This is a genomic window from Megasphaera sueciensis, assembly GCF_050219315.1.
Taxonomy (GTDB): Bacteria; Bacillota; Negativicutes; order Veillonellales; family Megasphaeraceae; genus Megasphaera_A; species Megasphaera_A sueciensis.
In genome coordinates this window covers 345057-362837 of the sequence record NZ_CP116939.1, presented here as the reverse complement: position 1 = coordinate 362837, position 17781 = coordinate 345057, and the positions used below count along the sequence as shown (strand labels likewise).

Annotated in this window: 25 protein-coding genes; all 25 read right to left on the bottom strand. The window is 41.4% G+C overall.

The features are described 5' to 3' along the window. A complete protein-coding gene (locus NXG62_RS01845; RefSeq protein ID WP_427113332.1) occupies positions 1 to 417 on the bottom strand; it encodes a hypothetical protein in 417 nt (138 codons plus the stop codon). Beyond that, on the bottom strand, positions 418 to 1986 hold the full coding sequence (locus NXG62_RS01840) for a recombinase family protein (protein WP_427113331.1): 1569 nt from the start codon (positions 1984 to 1986) through the stop codon (positions 418 to 420). Positions 1987 to 2044: 58 nt separating this feature from the next. Further along, a complete protein-coding gene (locus tag NXG62_RS01835; protein WP_313568148.1) occupies positions 2045 to 2260 on the bottom strand; it encodes an SHOCT domain-containing protein in 216 nt (71 codons plus the stop codon). 55 nt (positions 2261 to 2315) lie between these two features. Next, on the bottom strand, positions 2316 to 4298 hold the full coding sequence (locus NXG62_RS01830; protein ID WP_427113330.1) for a DNA polymerase: 1983 nt from the start codon (positions 4296 to 4298) through the stop codon (positions 2316 to 2318). Between the two features lie 57 nt (positions 4299 to 4355). Continuing rightward, the gene (locus NXG62_RS01825) at positions 4356 to 4526 is read right to left on the bottom strand and encodes a hypothetical protein (protein ID WP_288204307.1); all 171 of its coding nucleotides are present in this window, start codon (positions 4524 to 4526) and stop codon (positions 4356 to 4358) included. A 12-nt stretch (positions 4527 to 4538) separates the two neighbouring features. After that, a complete protein-coding gene (locus NXG62_RS01820) occupies positions 4539 to 5105 on the bottom strand; it encodes a DUF2815 family protein (protein WP_293727261.1) in 567 nt (188 codons plus the stop codon). A 1-nt stretch (position 5106) separates the two neighbouring features. Then, complete coding sequence (locus NXG62_RS01815; RefSeq protein ID WP_427113329.1) at positions 5107 to 6279, bottom strand: DUF2800 domain-containing protein; 1173 nt, start codon at positions 6277 to 6279, stop codon at positions 5107 to 5109. After that, a complete protein-coding gene (locus tag NXG62_RS01810) occupies positions 6269 to 6631 on the bottom strand; it encodes a hypothetical protein (protein WP_427113328.1) in 363 nt (120 codons plus the stop codon). Before NXG62_RS01810 ends, NXG62_RS01815 begins: the two co-directional genes overlap by 11 nt. Next, positions 6628 to 6825: a hypothetical protein gene (locus tag NXG62_RS01805; protein ID WP_118005354.1), complete on the bottom strand. Its 198-nt coding sequence runs from the start codon at positions 6823 to 6825 to the stop codon at positions 6628 to 6630. Before NXG62_RS01805 ends, NXG62_RS01810 begins: the two co-directional genes overlap by 4 nt. 211 nt (positions 6826 to 7036) lie before the next feature. Continuing rightward, positions 7037 to 7438, bottom strand: a complete 402-nt coding sequence (locus NXG62_RS01800) for a hypothetical protein (RefSeq protein ID WP_118005353.1) — start codon at positions 7436 to 7438, stop codon at positions 7037 to 7039. Between the two features lie 120 nt (positions 7439 to 7558). Then, positions 7559 to 8092, bottom strand: coding sequence for a peptidoglycan recognition protein family protein (locus NXG62_RS01795; protein WP_118005352.1), 534 nt, complete (start codon positions 8090 to 8092; stop codon positions 7559 to 7561). Beyond that, positions 8070 to 8402 carry a hypothetical protein gene (locus tag NXG62_RS01790; RefSeq protein ID WP_427113327.1) on the bottom strand — a complete coding sequence of 111 codons (333 nt, stop codon included), beginning with the start codon at positions 8400 to 8402 and terminating at the stop codon, positions 8070 to 8072. The genes NXG62_RS01795 and NXG62_RS01790 overlap by 23 nt, the downstream gene beginning before the upstream one ends. Before the next feature lie 2 nt (positions 8403 to 8404). After that, complete coding sequence (locus NXG62_RS01785) at positions 8405 to 8710, bottom strand: hypothetical protein (protein ID WP_118005350.1); 306 nt, start codon at positions 8708 to 8710, stop codon at positions 8405 to 8407. 4 nt (positions 8711 to 8714) lie between these two features. After that, positions 8715 to 9386 (bottom strand): hypothetical protein, encoded by a 672-nt coding sequence (locus NXG62_RS01780; protein WP_118005349.1) that lies wholly within the window; start codon positions 9384 to 9386, stop codon positions 8715 to 8717. Further along, positions 9376 to 10326 (bottom strand): radical SAM protein, encoded by a 951-nt coding sequence (locus NXG62_RS01775; protein ID WP_118005348.1) that lies wholly within the window; start codon positions 10324 to 10326, stop codon positions 9376 to 9378. Before NXG62_RS01775 ends, NXG62_RS01780 begins: the two co-directional genes overlap by 11 nt. Before the next feature lies 1 nt (position 10327). Further along, positions 10328 to 11149 (bottom strand): hypothetical protein, encoded by an 822-nt coding sequence (locus NXG62_RS01770; RefSeq protein ID WP_118005347.1) that lies wholly within the window; start codon positions 11147 to 11149, stop codon positions 10328 to 10330. Next, the gene (locus NXG62_RS01765; protein WP_427113326.1) at positions 11142 to 11528 is read right to left on the bottom strand and encodes a hypothetical protein; all 387 of its coding nucleotides are present in this window, start codon (positions 11526 to 11528) and stop codon (positions 11142 to 11144) included. Before NXG62_RS01765 ends, NXG62_RS01770 begins: the two co-directional genes overlap by 8 nt. Positions 11529 to 11533: 5 nt before the next feature. Further along, a complete protein-coding gene (locus NXG62_RS01760; RefSeq protein ID WP_427113325.1) occupies positions 11534 to 11938 on the bottom strand; it encodes a hypothetical protein in 405 nt (134 codons plus the stop codon). Then, entirely contained in the window at positions 11914 to 12126 is a 213-nt protein-coding gene (locus NXG62_RS01755; protein WP_118005345.1) for a hypothetical protein, read from the bottom strand. The genes NXG62_RS01760 and NXG62_RS01755 overlap by 25 nt, the downstream gene beginning before the upstream one ends. Before the next feature lie 110 nt (positions 12127 to 12236). Next, positions 12237 to 13349: an SPASM domain-containing protein gene (locus NXG62_RS01750; protein ID WP_427113324.1), complete on the bottom strand. Its 1113-nt coding sequence runs from the start codon at positions 13347 to 13349 to the stop codon at positions 12237 to 12239. Beyond that, positions 13349 to 14782 carry a hypothetical protein gene (locus tag NXG62_RS01745; protein ID WP_427113323.1) on the bottom strand — a complete coding sequence of 478 codons (1434 nt, stop codon included), beginning with the start codon at positions 14780 to 14782 and terminating at the stop codon, positions 13349 to 13351. The genes NXG62_RS01750 and NXG62_RS01745 overlap by 1 nt, the downstream gene beginning before the upstream one ends. After that, positions 14772 to 15110 carry a hypothetical protein gene (locus tag NXG62_RS01740; RefSeq protein WP_118005342.1) on the bottom strand — a complete coding sequence of 113 codons (339 nt, stop codon included), beginning with the start codon at positions 15108 to 15110 and terminating at the stop codon, positions 14772 to 14774. The genes NXG62_RS01745 and NXG62_RS01740 overlap by 11 nt, the downstream gene beginning before the upstream one ends. Before the next feature lie 15 nt (positions 15111 to 15125). Further along, positions 15126 to 15749: a hypothetical protein gene (locus tag NXG62_RS01735; RefSeq protein WP_427113322.1), complete on the bottom strand. Its 624-nt coding sequence runs from the start codon at positions 15747 to 15749 to the stop codon at positions 15126 to 15128. Positions 15750 to 15760: 11 nt separating this feature from the next. Next, a complete protein-coding gene (locus NXG62_RS01730; RefSeq protein ID WP_427113321.1) occupies positions 15761 to 16996 on the bottom strand; it encodes a hypothetical protein in 1236 nt (411 codons plus the stop codon). Beyond that, positions 16993 to 17781 (bottom strand): phage distal tail protein, encoded by a 789-nt coding sequence (locus NXG62_RS01725; protein WP_427113320.1) that lies wholly within the window; start codon positions 17779 to 17781, stop codon positions 16993 to 16995. The genes NXG62_RS01730 and NXG62_RS01725 overlap by 4 nt, the downstream gene beginning before the upstream one ends.

Here is a 17781-nt window from a genome sequence, read left to right as displayed (position 1 = left end):
TTAAACCTCACTTTCTATCAGACTATACAGGTACTCCGCTCGTGCTACTGGATCATCTGGAAGTTTACCTTCTGATTTTTTCATCTTGAATCGTTCTATAGGTGAAGGAGATGTGAATGCTGCAAGCTCTGCAATCCTTCCTAAGTCCTTCGCACGTTTATTTCTGACTTCTTCAGCTTTATCGAATGTTTCTCTATCGATGATTGCAGGATACACATCATTACCAAGATAGCTGATATTTTTCAAAATAAGCCCCATGGATGAATGTGTCTTCTGAATACCAGCTTGTTCACCGGCCACAGCAAGGGAAAGTCCTGAAATGTATTTTTCAAAGAACATCCTCACCTGCTCTGCTTCCTTCTCATCGACAGCAACAAGTCCTTCCGTAATTGTATATCCGTATGGAACATAGGCCATTTACCTCACCACCCTTTCTTTAAGAGAAAGCCCACATTTTAATTTAAATGTCAGTTCATCCCTTGAATTTACAATGATGTTTTCTACAAACTTTTCAAACGCCTCATCTGTATAGTTTCCATCAAACTTATCTTTCGACACATACTCAAGAAGCGCTTTTACCTCATCTGCCCGTGATGTTCCACTTGTAAATGACATGACCAGGTTTGTCTTCTCAGTGGTTAGCTTTTTTATTTCGCCATCCAGTGAATTTCGTTCTTTGCTAAAAAGTGCTGGTTCAAGAAAGCCTTTCGTCATAAGGCCAATAAGCGTATTGCGCTCTTCGGTCAATTGCTCCATTCGCTTATCGATGGCATCAATTCTTTCAAGGTCGCACTCTTCTTGGTTTTTACTTATAGCATCATAAAGTGGCCCAAGGATAACCTTTCTGCTGTAGGCAAGCTTATTCATCATGGTGGCAAAGGTTGCCTTTATCTCTCCATCCCGAATAAATAGCATGGAGCAGCTGTTCTTGTCTTCAATATGCCCTATGCAGCTCCAGGCGATATAACTTCTGCCAGCAGAGTAGTTTGTTTTTCTCCTAAACGTGGATTCACACTCTCCACAGATGATTTTGCCGCTTAATACATATCTATTTTGATAAGTATTCTTAGCAATGGATTTATTACAATTCTTTGCTCTTTCTGCTATCAGCTTTTGAGCCTTAGAAAATACTTCTCTGCTGATAATAGGTTCGTGGTGATTCTTACAGTAAAACTGATCCTTCTCGCCATTGTTAATATGACGGTTGAAGTTGCTGTCCGTATATGTCTTCTGGAAAAGGACATCACCTTTGTATTTTTCGTTCCGGAGCATTTCAATCACCGTCCCCGGACTCCAATGGTTGCCTCTTCTTGCAGGAATCTTATCTCTGTTCAGGCCTTTTGCTATGATACTTCCACCTTTACCTGAAAGGCATTCTGCAAAAATGCGTTTTATTACTTCAGCTTCCTCTGGAACAATAACCATCTCACCATTTACATTGGCATAACCATAAGGAGGACTGCCAATAATGTAACTACCATTTTGAAATTTCTTATTAATTGACCATGAGGTATTTTGTGATATTGATGCAGACTCTTCTTCTGCAAAACCTGAGAGGATAGAAAGCATTAGCTCGCTCTCCATGTCACCTGTATTTAAATTTTCTTTCTCAAAATAAATATAAACACCGATATCCATCAAACTTCTTACCAATTCTAGACAGTCCATTGTGTTACGGGCAAACCGACTAATTGATTTAGTAACAATAAAATCTATCTTCCCGTTCTCACAATCACGTATCATACGAAGAAGTTCTGGTCGTTTTTCCTTTTTGGTTCCTGATATACCTTCGTCATAATAGAGACCTGCAAACTCCCATTCTGAGTTGGATTTAATATAAGTTTCATAATGCTCTCGCTGTGCTTTAAGGCTTACAAGCTGTTCATCACTATCTGTTGAAACTCTAGCATAGGCTGCAACTCGAATCTTCGTTTTAGATAATAGTGATCTCTCCAATTCATTTATTTTTGTTATCTTTTTCATCATCTCACCTCACTTTCTGTCATTACATATATCACTCAAAAGGCCACTAATAGCAAGGGTTTTATGGCATAATCCCAGCTAACTTTGGAGAGAACTTCTGACGGTTTAATGCTGATATTTTGTGAATTTCGTCATCTGTAATTTTGCCTTCTCTATGCAGCATAGCGACAATGCTCTCTGCTATATAAAAGTTGTATTCATTTTGTAATTGCTCATCTGTCATCTGTTCAATCTCACCCTTGATAGGGCAGCCATCTTTCACTTCAATAACATTCATAAAAAAACACCTCCTACCTGGTAGCCACGGCGGGAGGTGAAATCTGATGTTTTTACTAATCTTTTTTATAAAAATCGCATTCATAACCATCGGCATTAAGGAGTAGCCCCTTTGCCCAGGGAGGAACTCTGCCCATCTGCTCACATACGCTATCTATGGACATTCGAGGTTCTGCCTCAATGATAACTTCATCATGCACATGAGCCACTATGTTATACGTTCGGAGTGTCTTCATGGCATACATCAAAATATCACGAGAGATTGCTTGAACAATATTCTCTACAAATTTTGGTCCATAACTTTCAATTCTTTCCCATTTCTTCGTTCCACCTACACCTTCATAAGTCACAGACTCACCACCGAAGATATTTTCACCGATACGAGGCTTTACATAGGCAAGTTGTCTGCCAGAAGGGAGAACTATAAATAGCATTCCACTCATGCAATGAAACTCAATATTATTAGTTTTCTGTGACTTATTTTCCTTGATGCATTTCTTAACAACAGAGTCAACATCCCACCAGAACTTTACGATGTTTGGATTGGATGCTCTCCAGGCATTTACAAGGGGTTTCAATTCTTCCTCTGCAAGTCCCATCTCCAATGCGCCCATAGCCTTTAATGCACCGACTGATCCGCCATATCCAAGTGCTAATTCTGCTATTTTTCCTTTTTGCCTTAGATGACCGTTCACACCATGCTTTTCAACAGGAACTTTAAACATCTGAGATGCAGATGCACAATAAATATCACCGCCGCTTGTGAATACTTCGGTTCGCCATTCTTCACCTGCAAGCCATGAAAGCACACGAGCCTCAATTGCAGAAAAGTCTGCAACAATAAACTTATTGCCGTCCTTTGGCACAAAGGCTGTGCGGATAAGCTGTGACAGGGTATCAGGGATATCATCATACAGAAGTTCTATTGCATCGTAATTGCCGGACTCCACAAGTCCTCGCGCCTGTTCCAAATCCGGCATATGGTTTTGAGGAAGGTTCTGAAGCTGTATCATTCTGCCTGCCCAGCGGCCGGAACGGTTGGCACCATAAAATTGAAACATCCCTCTCGCCCTGCCGTCCTCACAGACTGCATTCTGCATCGCCTGATATTTTTTTACGGAGGACTTGGATAACTGCTGCCGCAGTAGCAGGACCTCCGTCAGTTCCTTAGGAGCGGTTTTGACCGCCTGTGCCACTTCCTTTTTTCCAAGGCTGTCCATCTCCAGACCGTTGTCTGCTAGCCACTGCTTCATCTGCACCACAGAGTTGGGGTTATCAAGGTCAGTCAGTTCCTGCATTTTTTCTGCAAGCTCTGCTTTTGACTTTGCATCAAAAGCAATGGCATTTTTCACTACATCTATATCAAGGGCAATCCCTCGGTCATTGATTTCTTGGTCGAGATGGTATTCGCCCCAAACAAAGTCCGGTACAGGATATTTTTTCAGCCTGTCCTGTATAGACATCTCAACCTCGACATCCCGCTGGTTATAGAACTTGAACAGATTCCATTTCTCCATATCATGCTCCGGCAGATTGCGTGTTCTGCCGCCGTTTACCTTAGTCGGCTTGCAAGGAACACAGAAGTAGCGAATGAGGTCTTTGCCTTCCTTCAGCTTCTGTTCTTCCAGTCCAAGTACCGTGCCTGCTCCGGCAAGAGATAACGGCAGTCCCATGTATGCCGACCAAACCATGGAGCATCTCCATGCCACCGAGTCAAGGTAATCTCTTACTGAATCCTCATCGATGCTGTAACTGCTGAAATACTGCGGATAGTTTCTTTGCAGCCATACCGAAAGACAGACCCTTTCGAACGAACTGTTAAATGCCCATTTTGTCACGCTGTCATTTGTCAGTGCCTTAATAATTTCTACAGGAACTTTCTCGCCGCAAGCAAGGTCTGTCACCTGAACCGCACCGCCATCAACGGCATATCCAAACAACAGAATTTCAAAATTGGCTGACTGCGTGTAACGATATACGCCGCATTTCTGTAAATCAACATCTGAATACGTTTCTATATCAATACTTATATATTTCATTTCATCACCATCCTATGAAAATTTAAGCGGTAAAGGTTTCCCTCTACCGCCCGTGTATTATTTTAAATAGCCTTTTTCCTTCAACTTAGCAATTGCGTTTTTTCCTAATTTGTAAATTTCTTTGATAACCATATTGGCACAGTCCAAAATAGTATAGACAGCAATTACATAGATGAAAATAGCTCCTGCCGAAACTACTAACTGCTTTTGAAATTCATAACTGAACATCTTTCATCCCCCCTACGCTAAAAAGTCCTCATCATCAGCGGTCGCAAAATCATCCTCGGCACGGCTCTTGCCGCCAAGCGGCTCTCCGTCCTTAATCTTTTGGAGATTATTAAGACCACAGGCAATGCCCTTATTGCCGTTGGAGTTGAATGCATAGAAGTTGATGCTGGCACGGCCATACACACCGCTGTATACCTCACTGCGGTCGATGATAGGCTGGCGGTCTGCATCTACGATGCCCGGAGTAGCTGCACTGTTTGCATTGATGAAGTAGCTGTTTGCATAGGTTTCATCATCAGGACGTTCCAAATCGCCATCCCTCATTGGTGTCTTAAGTACGGAAAGAGCAGGCACAGTTTTGCCACTTCCCTTAAGCTTAGATTGACCCTCCTCATAAGCAGATTGAATAGCCGCTTTAATTTTATTGACGGTTACTGTATCGTCCTTAGGAATGATAAGGCTCACGCTGAATTTCGGTGCGCCGCCGTTGATGGATTTCGCATCCCATACATTTGCATAAGACCAGCGTGTTTTTACTCCTGTGATTACCTTTGTAGGGTTCGTATAATTTTTTGACATATCATTTGTCCTCCTTAAAATCGTTTGCTGCTGTATTCATAGCCGGACGCTTGTCCGACATCGGTACTAAGGTTGGCTTGCCCTGTGGCTTTTCAATAAAGCCGGAGAGCAGTTCTTCAAATCTTGTCTTGCCGAGCAGTTTGGTCATTGCCGTAATACCCAGAACCTTATGTTCATATGGGTCATATCCGGCATCCTTAACCGTATCCACCACAGCGGTTTCATTGACATATTTCCTGTTGGAGCGTCCTTCGACAATCTTCCAGTCTTTCCACCCCTTGCCGCTGACTGCCTGCTGCAAAGCGTATTCCTTGATATCGCCTGCCCAAGATACCAGTGCATCAACTTTTGAAAGAATGGCCTCTATCTCATCATCTTCAAGGGTGGAAGGCATCTCAAAATCGTAACGCGCAAGTTCAAGGTTGTATTCGGCTCTCTTGCGGCAGGTGGCTTTTACCTTACAGAACTGACAGTGGTCTCCGGCTTTGTATTCACCCTCACCCTTTGCCGCCAGCTGTGCTGTTGGACTCAGCACTTCATCCGCCCATTTCAGAAGTTCTTCTTTGGAAATGGTGTATGTGCTGACACTATCCCGCCTTGGCTGGAAGATAGTCATGGTCACCGAATCAATATCATAGATACCGTCAAACAGTTGTAAGGCTCCCAGTGCATAGCACATCATCTGAGGATTCTTTTCTGCATCCACCAAAATTCCGACACCATACTTAAAATCAATGACGGTCAGCGTTTCATCTGCAACAATCACGCAGTCTCCGGTGCCGAAGCCCTGCGGCACCCATTTGGAAAAATCAAGATGCTGTTCAATTAGAACAATAGGGTCTTTGCATTTTTCTTTTGCCACAGCAAGCTGCTCCATCACATACTGGGCATACATATCCGAGCAGTCCGCCATTTCTTCATCGAAGAAAGTAAGGTTTTCTGTTGGATCTTTCGATTTCTGCCCCAGTGCTGTTTTCAGTTTGCGTTCGCAAAGGCTGTGGGCATCGGTGCCCTGCATTGCAAACTCGCTTGTGGTGTCACCGACCTTAGCACACTGCAATGCCGATGGCGGACACTCCAGCCACCTGTGACTGGAGGATGCTGATAAGACTGCGTGGTCCAGACCGGTCTCTCTTGCACCTACAGTACAATTCACCTTCTGTTTATTGGGCATTCCCAAGTACCTCCACTTCAGCAAGCAGTGCCTTATATTCTGCTGGATTTATCCCGGACAGCTTTTCTGCACCATGCTTTGTAAGGATTGCTTTGACTTCTGCCGTATAGCCTTTGTGGGATTTATCCGCACACACGGCTCTGACATCTTCCAACGTGAGTGCTTTTTCTTCCGGCACTTCAGCTTTTGGCTCCTCGTTGGTTTTCTTCTTAACAGCAGTCTTTTTTACAGGCTGCATTGCGTCCTTTCCACTGCTGAACAAATCAGCCAGTTCTTCGGAAATACGTACCAAGGTTTCGCCGCACTTTTTGAGTTCATCCACGAGCATGGATAATTCGCTTACTTTACTCACGATGTCGCACCTCCTTCCTTAACCGTACAAATGGAAACTTCTTTCACGTTGTCACCGGGTACAAGAATTGTGAGTTTCTGTTTTCTTCCGAGGAAGAAGCATAGAATACGTTCTCGTACACTAATACTACGGCAAGAAAGAATACCATCTGATTTTGCCTTCTTGGATACACTGATTTTCAAATTGTGTTCCATCTTTATCACCTCTTTCCGAGAGTGTTTTTTGACCCTCTACCTAATAGCCTTGAGAAAGTAATGAATCTGACGGTTTTGAAAAAATATAAATAAAAAAAATAAACCCACCAAGAAAATTCATCCTCAGTGGGCATCAAATTATCTATTCTATTTCCTAACTAAAGCATATAGTAAAACCGCTCCAACTCCGTAGGCTACATTCCTCTGATTCTTAATTGCCTGCATTTTTTTCTTCTCCTCGGACGCGTACGTTTTCAAGGATGCGTTGGCACCCTGCAATAAGTCCGTCTGCATCTGTGAGGTTTTCTTCAATACAGTCAGCTCGCTCTGCAGCATTATCGACTGCTGCTTCGCCTTGTTCAATTCCGTCTTGGATATTTCGAGTTCGGTCTTCAGCAGACTCAATTCCTTCTGTGATTTCTCGTTCAGTTGTTTCAGCTGAGCCAAGTTGCTCTCTAACTGATTCAACTCCTGCTCCGTTATCCTGTACTCCGCTGCATAAGAAAAGGCAGGCAAGAATACTAACGATAATAAGAACAATAATGCTGTAAAATACATATTTTTTCTTTTCATCCGACATTTCCACCACCTCAAAACTACTATTTTTAGCCATTTTCCACCATTTGCGGTTATTACCTCACCAAGCGTATTTAATCTTTGTAGGGCAAATACCTGACAGAGCCTTATTTAAAGCCGCTGTAAGCCATTTGTACGAGCCATTTTCTTTAGACTTTCAAATATTTTTTTGCCACCAGGCTGCTTTGCCGCGAATTACTTGACCACCTAGTTTTAGTTCGTCCGTAAGCGGTGCATCCAGTAAATACCACAAATCCCATCGTTCACAAGTTGTTGATGGACCATAGTCATCTTCTTCAGCTGCCTCACAGTGGGTTTTAACATGAGCATAATCAATAGGCAGATCCAGTTCTTCACATAAAACCGCCACAACCTTTGCCACCCCATCGATTTGGTCTTGCGTAGGTGGATAATCGCCAAAGTCTGTATTGTAACCACTATGTGCTTCTGCCCCATAACAGCCTGCCATGCAGATACCAATGGCTCTGCTGTTTCGGTGCCAAGTATGTGCCAAAAGCTCCGTTAAATCCTCTGTGCTGGCATAAATACTTCCATCGGCATCTACGTTAATATGGTAATCATCAAAAAACTGATGGTACCTTCCTGCGCTCCAATGTACATAAATTTTATCAATATAGCCTTTAGCAGCTTGAGCCATTTCTCTTAACTCATCTAAGGTTATTTTTCTCATGCTCCTCATCCTCCTCAAAATTGTCCGGTATTCCATTATTGTTCATATCAATAAAACAGCCTGCTATGAAGGTCATAAACCCTATCATAGCAGGCCCAATCATTTCTTTAATTACCGCCAATAAATCACTCATAACAATCTGCCTATTATGCCATTGGTACAGCCAGGCAATATAATACGTAGCAACCAAAACCACAACAAGCAGAAAATAACCTACAATCACAGTCTTTATTGGCCTGCTCATAGCATTTATTTTCACCTTTACAGTACTAAGAACATTGCCTAAGATTACTTTTGCATTATCAAACACACTTATTCCCCCTTGTAATTTGGCAGTGCTTTTATTTCAGCCATCAGATCGTCTATTACTCCATTGGCACCAAGGTTTTCATAGCTTTCATAACAGGAAACTATGCTGTCCTTAGCGTAAATGGGAATCCACTTCTTTTCAGTTACATAATGGTTATAAACCTGAATGATTCTGTCTCTAAGCAGTGCCTGAAGTCCGGTCTGGATAGCATCCTGACGTTTCTTTCTGGCTCTAAGCTCTGTAAAGATATAGGTTAAAAGCATACCCATCCCGGCACTTAAAATACTTGTTAATATTTCCTTCCCCATATAGTTATCCCCCTATCAGCCTTTCCATATCAATCGCTCTGCCTGTATACCGACAGTTTTGCGCCCCAAAATACACCTTTTCAGTGGGTATATATTTAAAAGACACCGCATTATGTCCATGGCTTACCCTTACACTCTGCCCCGCATGACTTATAAAGACTGGTGTTTTCCAAAAGTCAGAAATAAGAGTTTCAAAGCTTAGCGTCAAAACACCATCATTAATAGCCGCCTTCACATCTTTTATCGTCCAGCTATATTTCCAATCAAGCTCATGGATATAATCCATGGTATAGTGAGCAAAACAGCTAAAATTGTTGGTATCGCTGGGCAGCTCATTCATACCTTTCAGCAAAAATACTTTTATAAAAACATTACTGCCACTTTTATCAATCTGCATAAAGCACCGCTGAGATAGATTAGTCAAAAACTCACTTGGCAACATATCCAGTACCTGCAGTATTTCCCTAAAGTTATAAAGCACATAGGTATTATCCGTAATGCCATTATTAAGAACTACCGTAGAACTTCCCTCTCGTAAAAGCTCCGTATCAATAATATTCAGTCTGTCATTGTGATAAAAATTAAGTACTTTACCTTCAATATTCAGTTTTATCGTTTCCGCATCATTCTTTCGGTTAACCGCATTCGGAAAAACAAATAAATTCTTAATCGGCATAACTTGCCCCTTTCCACTTTTCGTATTCAGCCTTAAACCAGCTAAAAAGTTCTTTATTGATATAGCATTCAATATCCCTGCTCTTACTTTTAAGGCAGCCGCCACCGCACATAAAATAAACCGGGCAGTATTTGCATTCCGGAAAATTATCATCCAGAACTCTTTGCTGCTCGGCTTTCCAGTTTTTAGTCAACTTTTCATCTCTTATATAAAGGCAGGTAACACTTTCTCCCTTGGTGTTATATTTTTGCAGATTCTTATTAACGCAGTAAGTTTCTCCATAGTCAAAATTTGCTTGGTACCGTTTTAATAATCCTGTAAACATTCCTTCATAGCGAAAGTTACGAACACCGTATTTAAATCGCTGTTCCATAAAACTACCGACCATATTCTTGTACTGTTTTAAGATGTAATCTGCATCTCCAAGGCTTAATGCGTATTTATCATTGGCATCGTTAGTAGCATGAGCAAAATGAGGAAAAAAAGATAACTGCCTGCCAATAATTCTTTCCTTAGCGGCAAAGGATGTAATAATTGATCTTAAATCGGTATGCCCATGATGGAGCGTAGTAGAAACAGCTAATTTTGGATAATCAATAAGCTTAGTAAAGGGGTCAAATCCTCGCTCAGAGTTTTTCCCTCCATCAAAGCTGATACATACTAAAAAATCATGCTTTTTAAAAAATGGCAAATACGCCTCTAAGTTAACGCCATTTGTGCATATAGCAAACTTTGCTTTTGGCAGAGCCGCTACAACCTGCTTTATTTCATCCATGTATAAAGTCGGTTCGCCGCCCATAAATTTGACGGTAAGGTTATCCTGCTTTTTTAACTGCTCCAAAAGATTCGCTGAAAGTCCCGTTTCACGCTCATCTTCTTCTCTGTGGCAGTAGGCACAATTTAGATTGCACTTACTGCCCATATAAATAGTTGCCTGCATTTTAACCCTCCAGGATGAGGTTGTATTCATTCCAAACCTCATACCACTTTCTGCCAAGCTTAAGCTTAAATATACCTGTATGCCCCATAGGATAAAGTCTAAAATTACCTCTGCCATTTTCAAGCTGTACTCTGCGGTTGTTTATAACTCCGCAGCTGCTGTCTATCGTAACATCGTCATCATCAATATCGCGGGTAAGTTCTTCTCCTTCAAAATTACCAGAGTATTTTATAATCTCAAACTCCACATAATCCTTATCCTTCACTAAAGCAATCGGTATTGTAAAATCACCGCTTTGCGGCATTCCTTTCCTGTTGGCCATAAGAATTCTTTCACCAATCTTTAAAGCATAACTGTCCCACAAATGCATCCTAGGGTGATCGCCTGTTACCAAATCATCAGAATTAAAACTTATTACCTCATACTCCTCATCGGCTTCTATTTCAGTATTTTCAGGTCTGCCTTCAAAAACACGGATAATAATATCCCGCTCCGCACCACCAATTACTCCGGTATCAAGCTGCAGTACATCTGCTGTTCCGTAGAGCTGCAAAAGCTCTGCAAAATCAAGTTTTACGCTGACTCCCAGCCTGTTAAGGTCTAAAAACTTAAAATCCGACTTACTCATCTTGCGATAATTTTTAACCTTACCAGGACTAGCGACCAGAGTATAACTGTTATAAGGTCGCAGAGTTTCAATCGTATCCTTGCCATAGCCTGCCGGATATTTAGAAGTTACTTCTGCGGTGACACATAGCTCCTTGATGGTTATTTTTAGTTTATGCTCTGAATCAGACCTCTCGTTAAAACATATCTTAAGCATCGTTATCCTCCAATTTAAAACAATAATTTCCTGCAAATATAGAATCACAGCCTTCCGCTTTAATTTCATAGGTTATGTATTTTCCCACTGTTTTTTCGGCCTTATCTTTCACCATCCGCATATTGGGCTGGGCCATATAAAAAGATGTTTTTTCGGCTTCTGCAACTTTCTTATTTCCATAAACGGTTTTTAAAATAGCTCCCTTAGACACAATAAGCTTCGGATTTTTACCGAAGGTATATGCCACGCTCACCGATTTGTTTTGAATCTCTTTCACTGCAAAAGCTCGATGAAGCTGGTTCAGCACTTTATCTCCCGGTTTCAATTCTTTAATATCCACAGGTCCTTTATCTGTTAAAATCAAGCCTTGTATAATCATTTTCATCAACCTCCATCATCTCCGCAGTCACAATTACTGCAGTTACAGTTACAATTGCAATTCGTACATTCCGTCTGGCAATACTGACAACGTACCGACTGGCAGCCCTGACAGGTTTGACACCCCTGGCAACTTTGACAGTAAGTGCTTTGGCAATAGCTGGTTTGGCAGGTCTGACAGCAATTCGCCTGGCAGCAGTTGCCTGAAAAACTTGTTTCCAGATTATTTACCGCCGTTCTTAAAAGCATAATATTTGCACTTATCACCTTGGTATATGTCAAGCCACTTAAATTTATAGCGGATGATTTATTGGCATTAGCCGCCATGGCAGTCAATGCTGCTGCCAATTCTGATATGTGCAGTTTTTTTACCGTAATATTACTGTTTAAGGTTGTATCTGTATAAGCCATTTAAGCACTTCACCCCCCATCATCACCGCAGTCACAATTACATTGCATGGACTGACAACTATAGCTTTGACAGCTTTGGCAGGATAAGCTTTGACAACTCTGGCTTTGGCACACGGCACTCTGGCAGGTGGCGCTCTGACAGGTCTGGCAATAAGTACAGTTGCCGCAATTATCAACATTCGCCGCATAGCTTTGCAGCCTATCAATAGCTGTTCTTAGTTCGGTAATATGCACCGGTCTTATTTTTGAGGTATATGAAACTGTTGTCTCCGTAAAGGTTGTTTTAGAAATAGCTCCATTAACCGCCATTTACTTCACCCGCCATCAGCCTGCCGTACTCTTCAAAAACTGAAAGCACCGGCAAAAAGACCGCTTGTTTTAGTCTGCAATAACCCTCCTGCCTTGCCTTAGTTTCTACTAGTTTACATCCCCCTCGGCAAAAGGCTGCTGCCGGACAAGCATTGCATTCTTTTAGGTTTAATTTAGTGTTATCTGATGCCATAACCTTATTTAGGTAAGTAAAATAGTCATCTTCAATAGTACACACCCTGCTGCTGGTGTTATGGCAGGGATACAAATTTCCTTCCAAATCCAAGTTCATAACATCATACCCATTACCGCAGAAGCAGTAGTTTTTATGCAGTCTGCCATCTTCCTCAGCATAGAATCGTTTCAACATACCAAACATTCTATCCACATAAGCAAGATTGGTATAATCCTTCAGTTCTGTTTTACTACCGCTTAATCTTTTCTCCAGATAAAATTTGCCAAGCTCCAGCATTTCCTGCTCAACTCTTGCGTAATCTACAGCTAATAGTTCTTGCGGCAAATCCCCTGTGTTAAAAATTTCATCAATATTAATGCCCACATGATACCCATGAATTTTATAGTAATCATCGGATATGCTCTGAAAATCCTCTAATATTTGCAATGGATACGCTTTGCTGCTTAAAACAGCGGATAAGCCAAGCTGCTCTATGCAAAGCAAAAGCTTTCTTTTTTCTTTACCTGAAAATACATCATATCCACGGGTTTCCAGCACATTTCTTCCGTCCCATGAAATAGTTACAGGCATTTTATTGGCATTAAAAAAGGTCACCATATCCTCGGTGACCGCCTTCCCATTTGTAATAACTGAAAACCAACAGTATTCATTTGTTTTTTCTACTACCGTCTTAATGTTTGCAAAATATAATAACGGTTCTCCGCCGTAAAACTGGATATGCAGTTTCTGTCCTTTTGGCAGTTCATCAGCACATTCTTTCAAGAAGTCATATATGACAGGATTAATTTTCTCTGTCAGCTGCCGATTTACCAAAGGATGCTGCAAACAATAACGGCAGTTCATATTACAACTATTACCCAACATTAAAAACACTGTATGTATCCTTCGCTTTAAAAATCTCCCCATCACTGCCTCCTGACCATTATCTTTACTCGTCTTACATTTTGAAAGCTGTCGCTTGCTACGATTCTTCCTACAACACTATCTTCCTTATCGCCTTCAGTAAAGGCTCTGCCAACTCCGGGTATTTCTGATGGAACAACCTTCATTCCAGCAATAGCAGTACCATAAAACTTAACGTGCACTCTTCCTGCTAAAGCTACAGGGATATAGTTTTGAATTACTTTACCAATATCCACATTGCCATTTTCATCTGTTTCTCCACCAATTATTTGGGCATATTCATCACTATGGACGCCAACCACCATAATCGACTTATCTGTTGCCTTTTCGTAGCATTCTTTGCCACCATCAGCCAAAGCAATAATATCTCCCGTTTCTGTTTCTCCTCCTCTGGGGAAAAATTCAGCATAGTCGTTATAATAGGCGTTTACTACTTTAGCTGCCGTTAAAGTTCCGGCTATAGTCACATTGCCGCTAGTATCTTGAACAACATAATTGCTATCATTGGTGAGCTGACTTGTTTTATTTGGAATAGTAGGTTTATTTAAAAGATCACTATAACTGCCCGTGGAAGCAACCGTGGCAAGTTTAGTAATGCCACCTGTCATTTCGGCTTTCGTAGCATAGGTACTTACAATATTATTTCCATCTACGTCCTGTACCGCTTTAGTGGCACTTACTGCATTAGCAGTTTTATCTAACTTTCCTGCAATAAGATTTGTTATGGTAGTCGCAAAATTGGGGTCATTTCCTAAGGCAGCAGCTAGTTCCTTGATGGTATCCAAAGTTCCGGGAGCAGATGCTACGAGTGCAGCAATTGCTGTCTGGACAAAAGAAGTACTCGCAATAATCTGTGAGCTGTTTCCCTGAGCCGCCGTAGGCACTTTAGGTGATCCCGTAAAAGAAGGGGAAGCAAGATCCGCTTTTAAAGGTAAATCCACGGTTTCCAGTTTTTCTAAACTTGAAGCTGCTTTTTCAGCACTTTGTCTGGCTGACGTTTCGCTGTTTGCTGAGTTCTTTTCAGATATAGCCGCAGCGTTAGCACTATCACTGCTCGCCTTAGCATATGAGTCAGCATTTAAAGCACTATTAGAAGAGGCTATCGCTGACTTTGATGCGTTATTAGCATATTCTTTAGATAAGGATGACCAGCTTTTAGCTGATTTTGCATCTGTTATGCCGTCCGGATCTGCATCGCTTTCTGCCCACTGCCTGGCCACATCTGCCCAGTTCTTAGCAGAACGTGTTTCGCTTCCTGTCGGTGGCTCGTTGCTTTCTGCCCAGGCTTCAGCAAGATTTTTACTTTCTTTAGCACTTTCAGCATACTCAAAAGCTTTATCTGCGAATTCTTTGACAACCTCTGCACCATATTCGCCTACCTCAAGTTCCTTACCTTCTGCATTATTAAACGCACTGACCTCTATTTCAATCGACATTATGAGCCACCCCCTTAATCATAAAATACGCTGACCAGATAAGCGTTGTAATCTTTTGAGTGTTTCTGTTAATAATGGCAATATCATAGACATAGGTATCCGGAGCCAGACTATCTAACTCTCCTAAGGTAATTGGCAGGTCAATATAGGTTTTCCCTGCATTATAGACATCCTTCTGAAATACCACATCCGTTGAATTTGAAGTTGCTTTAATGGAAAAGCGGAATTTATCATCAGATGTGAGCATGTAGTCTTTAAACTTAAACCTTATGGTATAAGTATCATACTGGGATACCTCAACATTAAAATTACTATCTATTGAAATCAAAACACATCACCGCCTTCACATATCATCGCCGCAGTCACAATTGCAGTTGTAATAATTTGTACCCTTTATAAATTCCAATGTCTGACTGCGATTAATTAAATGCTGGATTACTTCTCTTAATGTGTACGTCCCAGCAGGAAGTCCCCGGTGCTGCTTTACTCTTACATAGCCGGAACTTAAATTACCTCCTCCGGAACTTTCTGAAGCGTCATAGCTGACTGCAGTTCCTGAAAGCTTTACATCCCGTTCCGATTGGGTACTTGTCGTTACTGACAATTCCAACATATCCTGCAGCCGTTCATCCACCACTGTTCCTGTACCGTTATAGCTCACATAAATGATTTTCCCTGCATCCGCTGCATTAAAAAGAAGTGTTCCTGTATTCCAGTCTGCAGCTCCATGAGCTATTGTATTGTAGTCCGGCCAGTATTGACTTTGAGAGGGAGTTGCAGCAACCTCTGTAAGTATTACCCCTCCGCTGAAAGCTACAGCAAGAGTGCTGGGGTCTGTTTTCTGTGGTACTTCGTTAAGCCTTACCGTATAAGGACTTTGATTAGGCACTTGATGCTGCTCTCCATTTATTCTTTTTACATTCAGCACATTTAAAAATGGGTCTAATCTGTAATCTTTTATAGCCACTGTTTACCTCCTTAAAGTGCAGTCAGTTGTTTAATGGCTGATGCCTGCGACTGTTCTATATTCTTTGCACTCCGTTCAATGTCTGACAAATATTTTTCTAAAGCAAAAATCGGCTCTCCAAGCTCTACATCTGCAGCAATACCACCTGATGCAGATATGGTATATTTGACTTTGGTTATAGGATACTCATGGGTAGCACCTGAAAGCGTCCTTATTTGAGCCTTGCCTGTAGTAGTCATATGCCTTACATTAAAAGTTCCATCAACCAACGGATATTCTAAACGTACTCCTGTCAGCTTGGCTGATTTAATCGGGTCTTTATACTGCCTAATCTGGTTTTCTCCCCATCTAACCGCATCTGCTACTTCATAAGCGGAAGGAAGCGTCCAAATTTCATCTCTCCTGCCATACTCGGCAATACTTGCATCATCTTTAACCACGCACAGCCACTGCTCACCCTCGTCATCAATATTACCGCCTTTGATTCGTGCCCAATTAACAATTTTCTCCACATTCCAGGAGGGTACATATTTATTAAGATGTTTACCGACTGTAAGCCTTGCTTCTTCATTAATACCTGTTTCTCTTGGCATAAAATACAAGCTTCGGTATTCATCTATCCCGTAAACATAATTCACAGCAAAATCTGCCAGGTCAGACAACGCCTCTTTAACCGTAACTCCGTCAAAAACCAGCTTTGTTATGGTATACCCGGCATCTGCTATCTTGCTAGCGTTATAAATAGTTCCATGTGTTTTTTCAGCTTTTATGGCAATATCTCTTACAATTGCCCCTGGGTCCCTATTTTCATAGGTTTCAAAAAGCACCAGTTTTTCCAATCGATTATAGTAGCCGTGGGCCGTAAATTTATATTCCGTTTCCGTTGAACCTTCCACTGGTCTTGTGATGATATAACCGGAATACCAGGGCAGTTCATCTCCAAATAAATGAATGTCTATTCTTTGCATATAATTAAGCTCACTGTTAGAAGGCAATACCTTAAAGAGAAGTTCACAGGACCCGCAGCCGGTAGAACCTATTTCAAATGTTACCTTGCTTAAGGAGTTTTTCTCACTGCCGCTGCCAAAAAAGGCTGTCCTTGTACCGTCAGCAGCATATGCAATAACCGTATACTGACCGGAATAATACTTCTTAGTTTCGCCTCTGCCGGCTTCCGCTACATTTCCTTTGGTAGTGCCAGCAAAGATAAACCGACCGAAGATACTTTTGCCAAAAGTAAAATTCATATAAACCACCTATTGGTATAAGTAATTTCAATACGGCCTGCTCCTCCTGTATAGAAAAAGCTGTTTTTCCCTGGTATAGCCTCTAAAAATTGTCCGTTAAAGGTATTTATGCTGTTGGCCGTATTTCTCCATACCGTTCCATCCTTACTGTTTATAACTGTAAAAGCAGGAGCAATGAGCAGTGCGTCCGAAAGCTTAAACTGTTCTTTCGTTTCTTTATGCCATATCGTAACATCCGCCATTTTATTTTTAGGTATAAATTTAAAGGTAAGAGGTGTTGCAACACTTCCTAAATTATGGAGTACCATTTTCGCTTGATAAGCTTCGGACGGGAAGTCATAAGTTACAAGGCTTTCCTGTCCCTCATACCTAAAGGGATCTGCTAATAAAAGACTTACCGTGATATGACTCCATCTTTGCTTAAAGCCATTCTCATATTCATGGGTTATTTTACTGATGCCTGCAACATTAAAACAGCGGTCAGACCTGCCGCAGTAAAGCTTATAATCCTTTTGAGCAAAATAGCGATAGGCCCTGTTTAATTGTTCATCATGAGAAAATTCATCCGCGGCAAGCATAGAAAATTTCACTTTAATAGTATGGCCTTTAATCATGCCGTCCCCTATAGCATCACCGCCATGTGAAAAGGTTCTGTCTTCTATTTTGCTGTTAAAATCATAACTTCCGGCATCAGATAGTGACCAGGCTGACGGAAGCACATATTCATGACCATCTTTTAAGATTTTAAGCTTATCTCCGTTATCTTCACGTTCCGGAAAATTCAT

Bases quoted from the DNA above. Each gene is read 5' to 3' on its own strand.
- NXG62_RS01845 (WP_427113332.1), bottom strand. From the start codon at position 417: ATGGCCTATGTTCCATACGGATATACAATTACGGAAGGACTTGTTGCT.
- NXG62_RS01840 (WP_427113331.1), bottom strand. From the start codon at position 1,986: ATGATGAAAAAGATAACAAAAATAAATGAATTGGAGAGATCACTATTA.
- NXG62_RS01835 (WP_313568148.1), bottom strand. From the start codon at position 2,260: ATGAATGTTATTGAAGTGAAAGATGGCTGCCCTATCAAGGGTGAGATT.
- NXG62_RS01830 (WP_427113330.1), bottom strand. From the start codon at position 4,298: ATGAAATATATAAGTATTGATATAGAAACGTATTCAGATGTTGATTTA.
- NXG62_RS01825 (WP_288204307.1), bottom strand. From the start codon at position 4,526: ATGTTCAGTTATGAATTTCAAAAGCAGTTAGTAGTTTCGGCAGGAGCT.
- NXG62_RS01820 (WP_293727261.1), bottom strand. From the start codon at position 5,105: ATGTCAAAAAATTATACGAACCCTACAAAGGTAATCACAGGAGTAAAA.
- NXG62_RS01815 (WP_427113329.1), bottom strand. From the start codon at position 6,279: ATGCCCAATAAACAGAAGGTGAATTGTACTGTAGGTGCAAGAGAGACC.
- NXG62_RS01805 (WP_118005354.1), bottom strand. From the start codon at position 6,825: ATGGAACACAATTTGAAAATCAGTGTATCCAAGAAGGCAAAATCAGAT.
- NXG62_RS01800 (WP_118005353.1), bottom strand. From the start codon at position 7,438: ATGGCTAAAAATAGTAGTTTTGAGGTGGTGGAAATGTCGGATGAAAAG.
- NXG62_RS01795 (WP_118005352.1), bottom strand. From the start codon at position 8,092: ATGAGAAAAATAACCTTAGATGAGTTAAGAGAAATGGCTCAAGCTGCT.
- NXG62_RS01785 (WP_118005350.1), bottom strand. From the start codon at position 8,710: ATGGGGAAGGAAATATTAACAAGTATTTTAAGTGCCGGGATGGGTATG.
- NXG62_RS01780 (WP_118005349.1), bottom strand. From the start codon at position 9,386: ATGCCGATTAAGAATTTATTTGTTTTTCCGAATGCGGTTAACCGAAAG.
- NXG62_RS01775 (WP_118005348.1), bottom strand. From the start codon at position 10,326: ATGCAGGCAACTATTTATATGGGCAGTAAGTGCAATCTAAATTGTGCC.
- NXG62_RS01770 (WP_118005347.1), bottom strand. From the start codon at position 11,149: ATGCTTAAGATATGTTTTAACGAGAGGTCTGATTCAGAGCATAAACTA.
- NXG62_RS01765 (WP_427113326.1), bottom strand. From the start codon at position 11,528: ATGATTATACAAGGCTTGATTTTAACAGATAAAGGACCTGTGGATATT.
- NXG62_RS01760 (WP_427113325.1), bottom strand. From the start codon at position 11,938: ATGGCTTATACAGATACAACCTTAAACAGTAATATTACGGTAAAAAAA.
- NXG62_RS01755 (WP_118005345.1), bottom strand. From the start codon at position 12,126: ATGCGGCGAATGTTGATAATTGCGGCAACTGTACTTATTGCCAGACCT.
- NXG62_RS01750 (WP_427113324.1), bottom strand. From the start codon at position 13,349: ATGGGGAGATTTTTAAAGCGAAGGATACATACAGTGTTTTTAATGTTG.
- NXG62_RS01745 (WP_427113323.1), bottom strand. From the start codon at position 14,782: ATGTCGATTGAAATAGAGGTCAGTGCGTTTAATAATGCAGAAGGTAAG.
- NXG62_RS01730 (WP_427113321.1), bottom strand. From the start codon at position 16,996: ATGAATTTTACTTTTGGCAAAAGTATCTTCGGTCGGTTTATCTTTGCT.
- NXG62_RS01725 (WP_427113320.1), bottom strand. From the start codon at position 17,781: ATGAATTTTCCGGAACGTGAAGATAACGGAGATAAGCTTAAAATCTTA.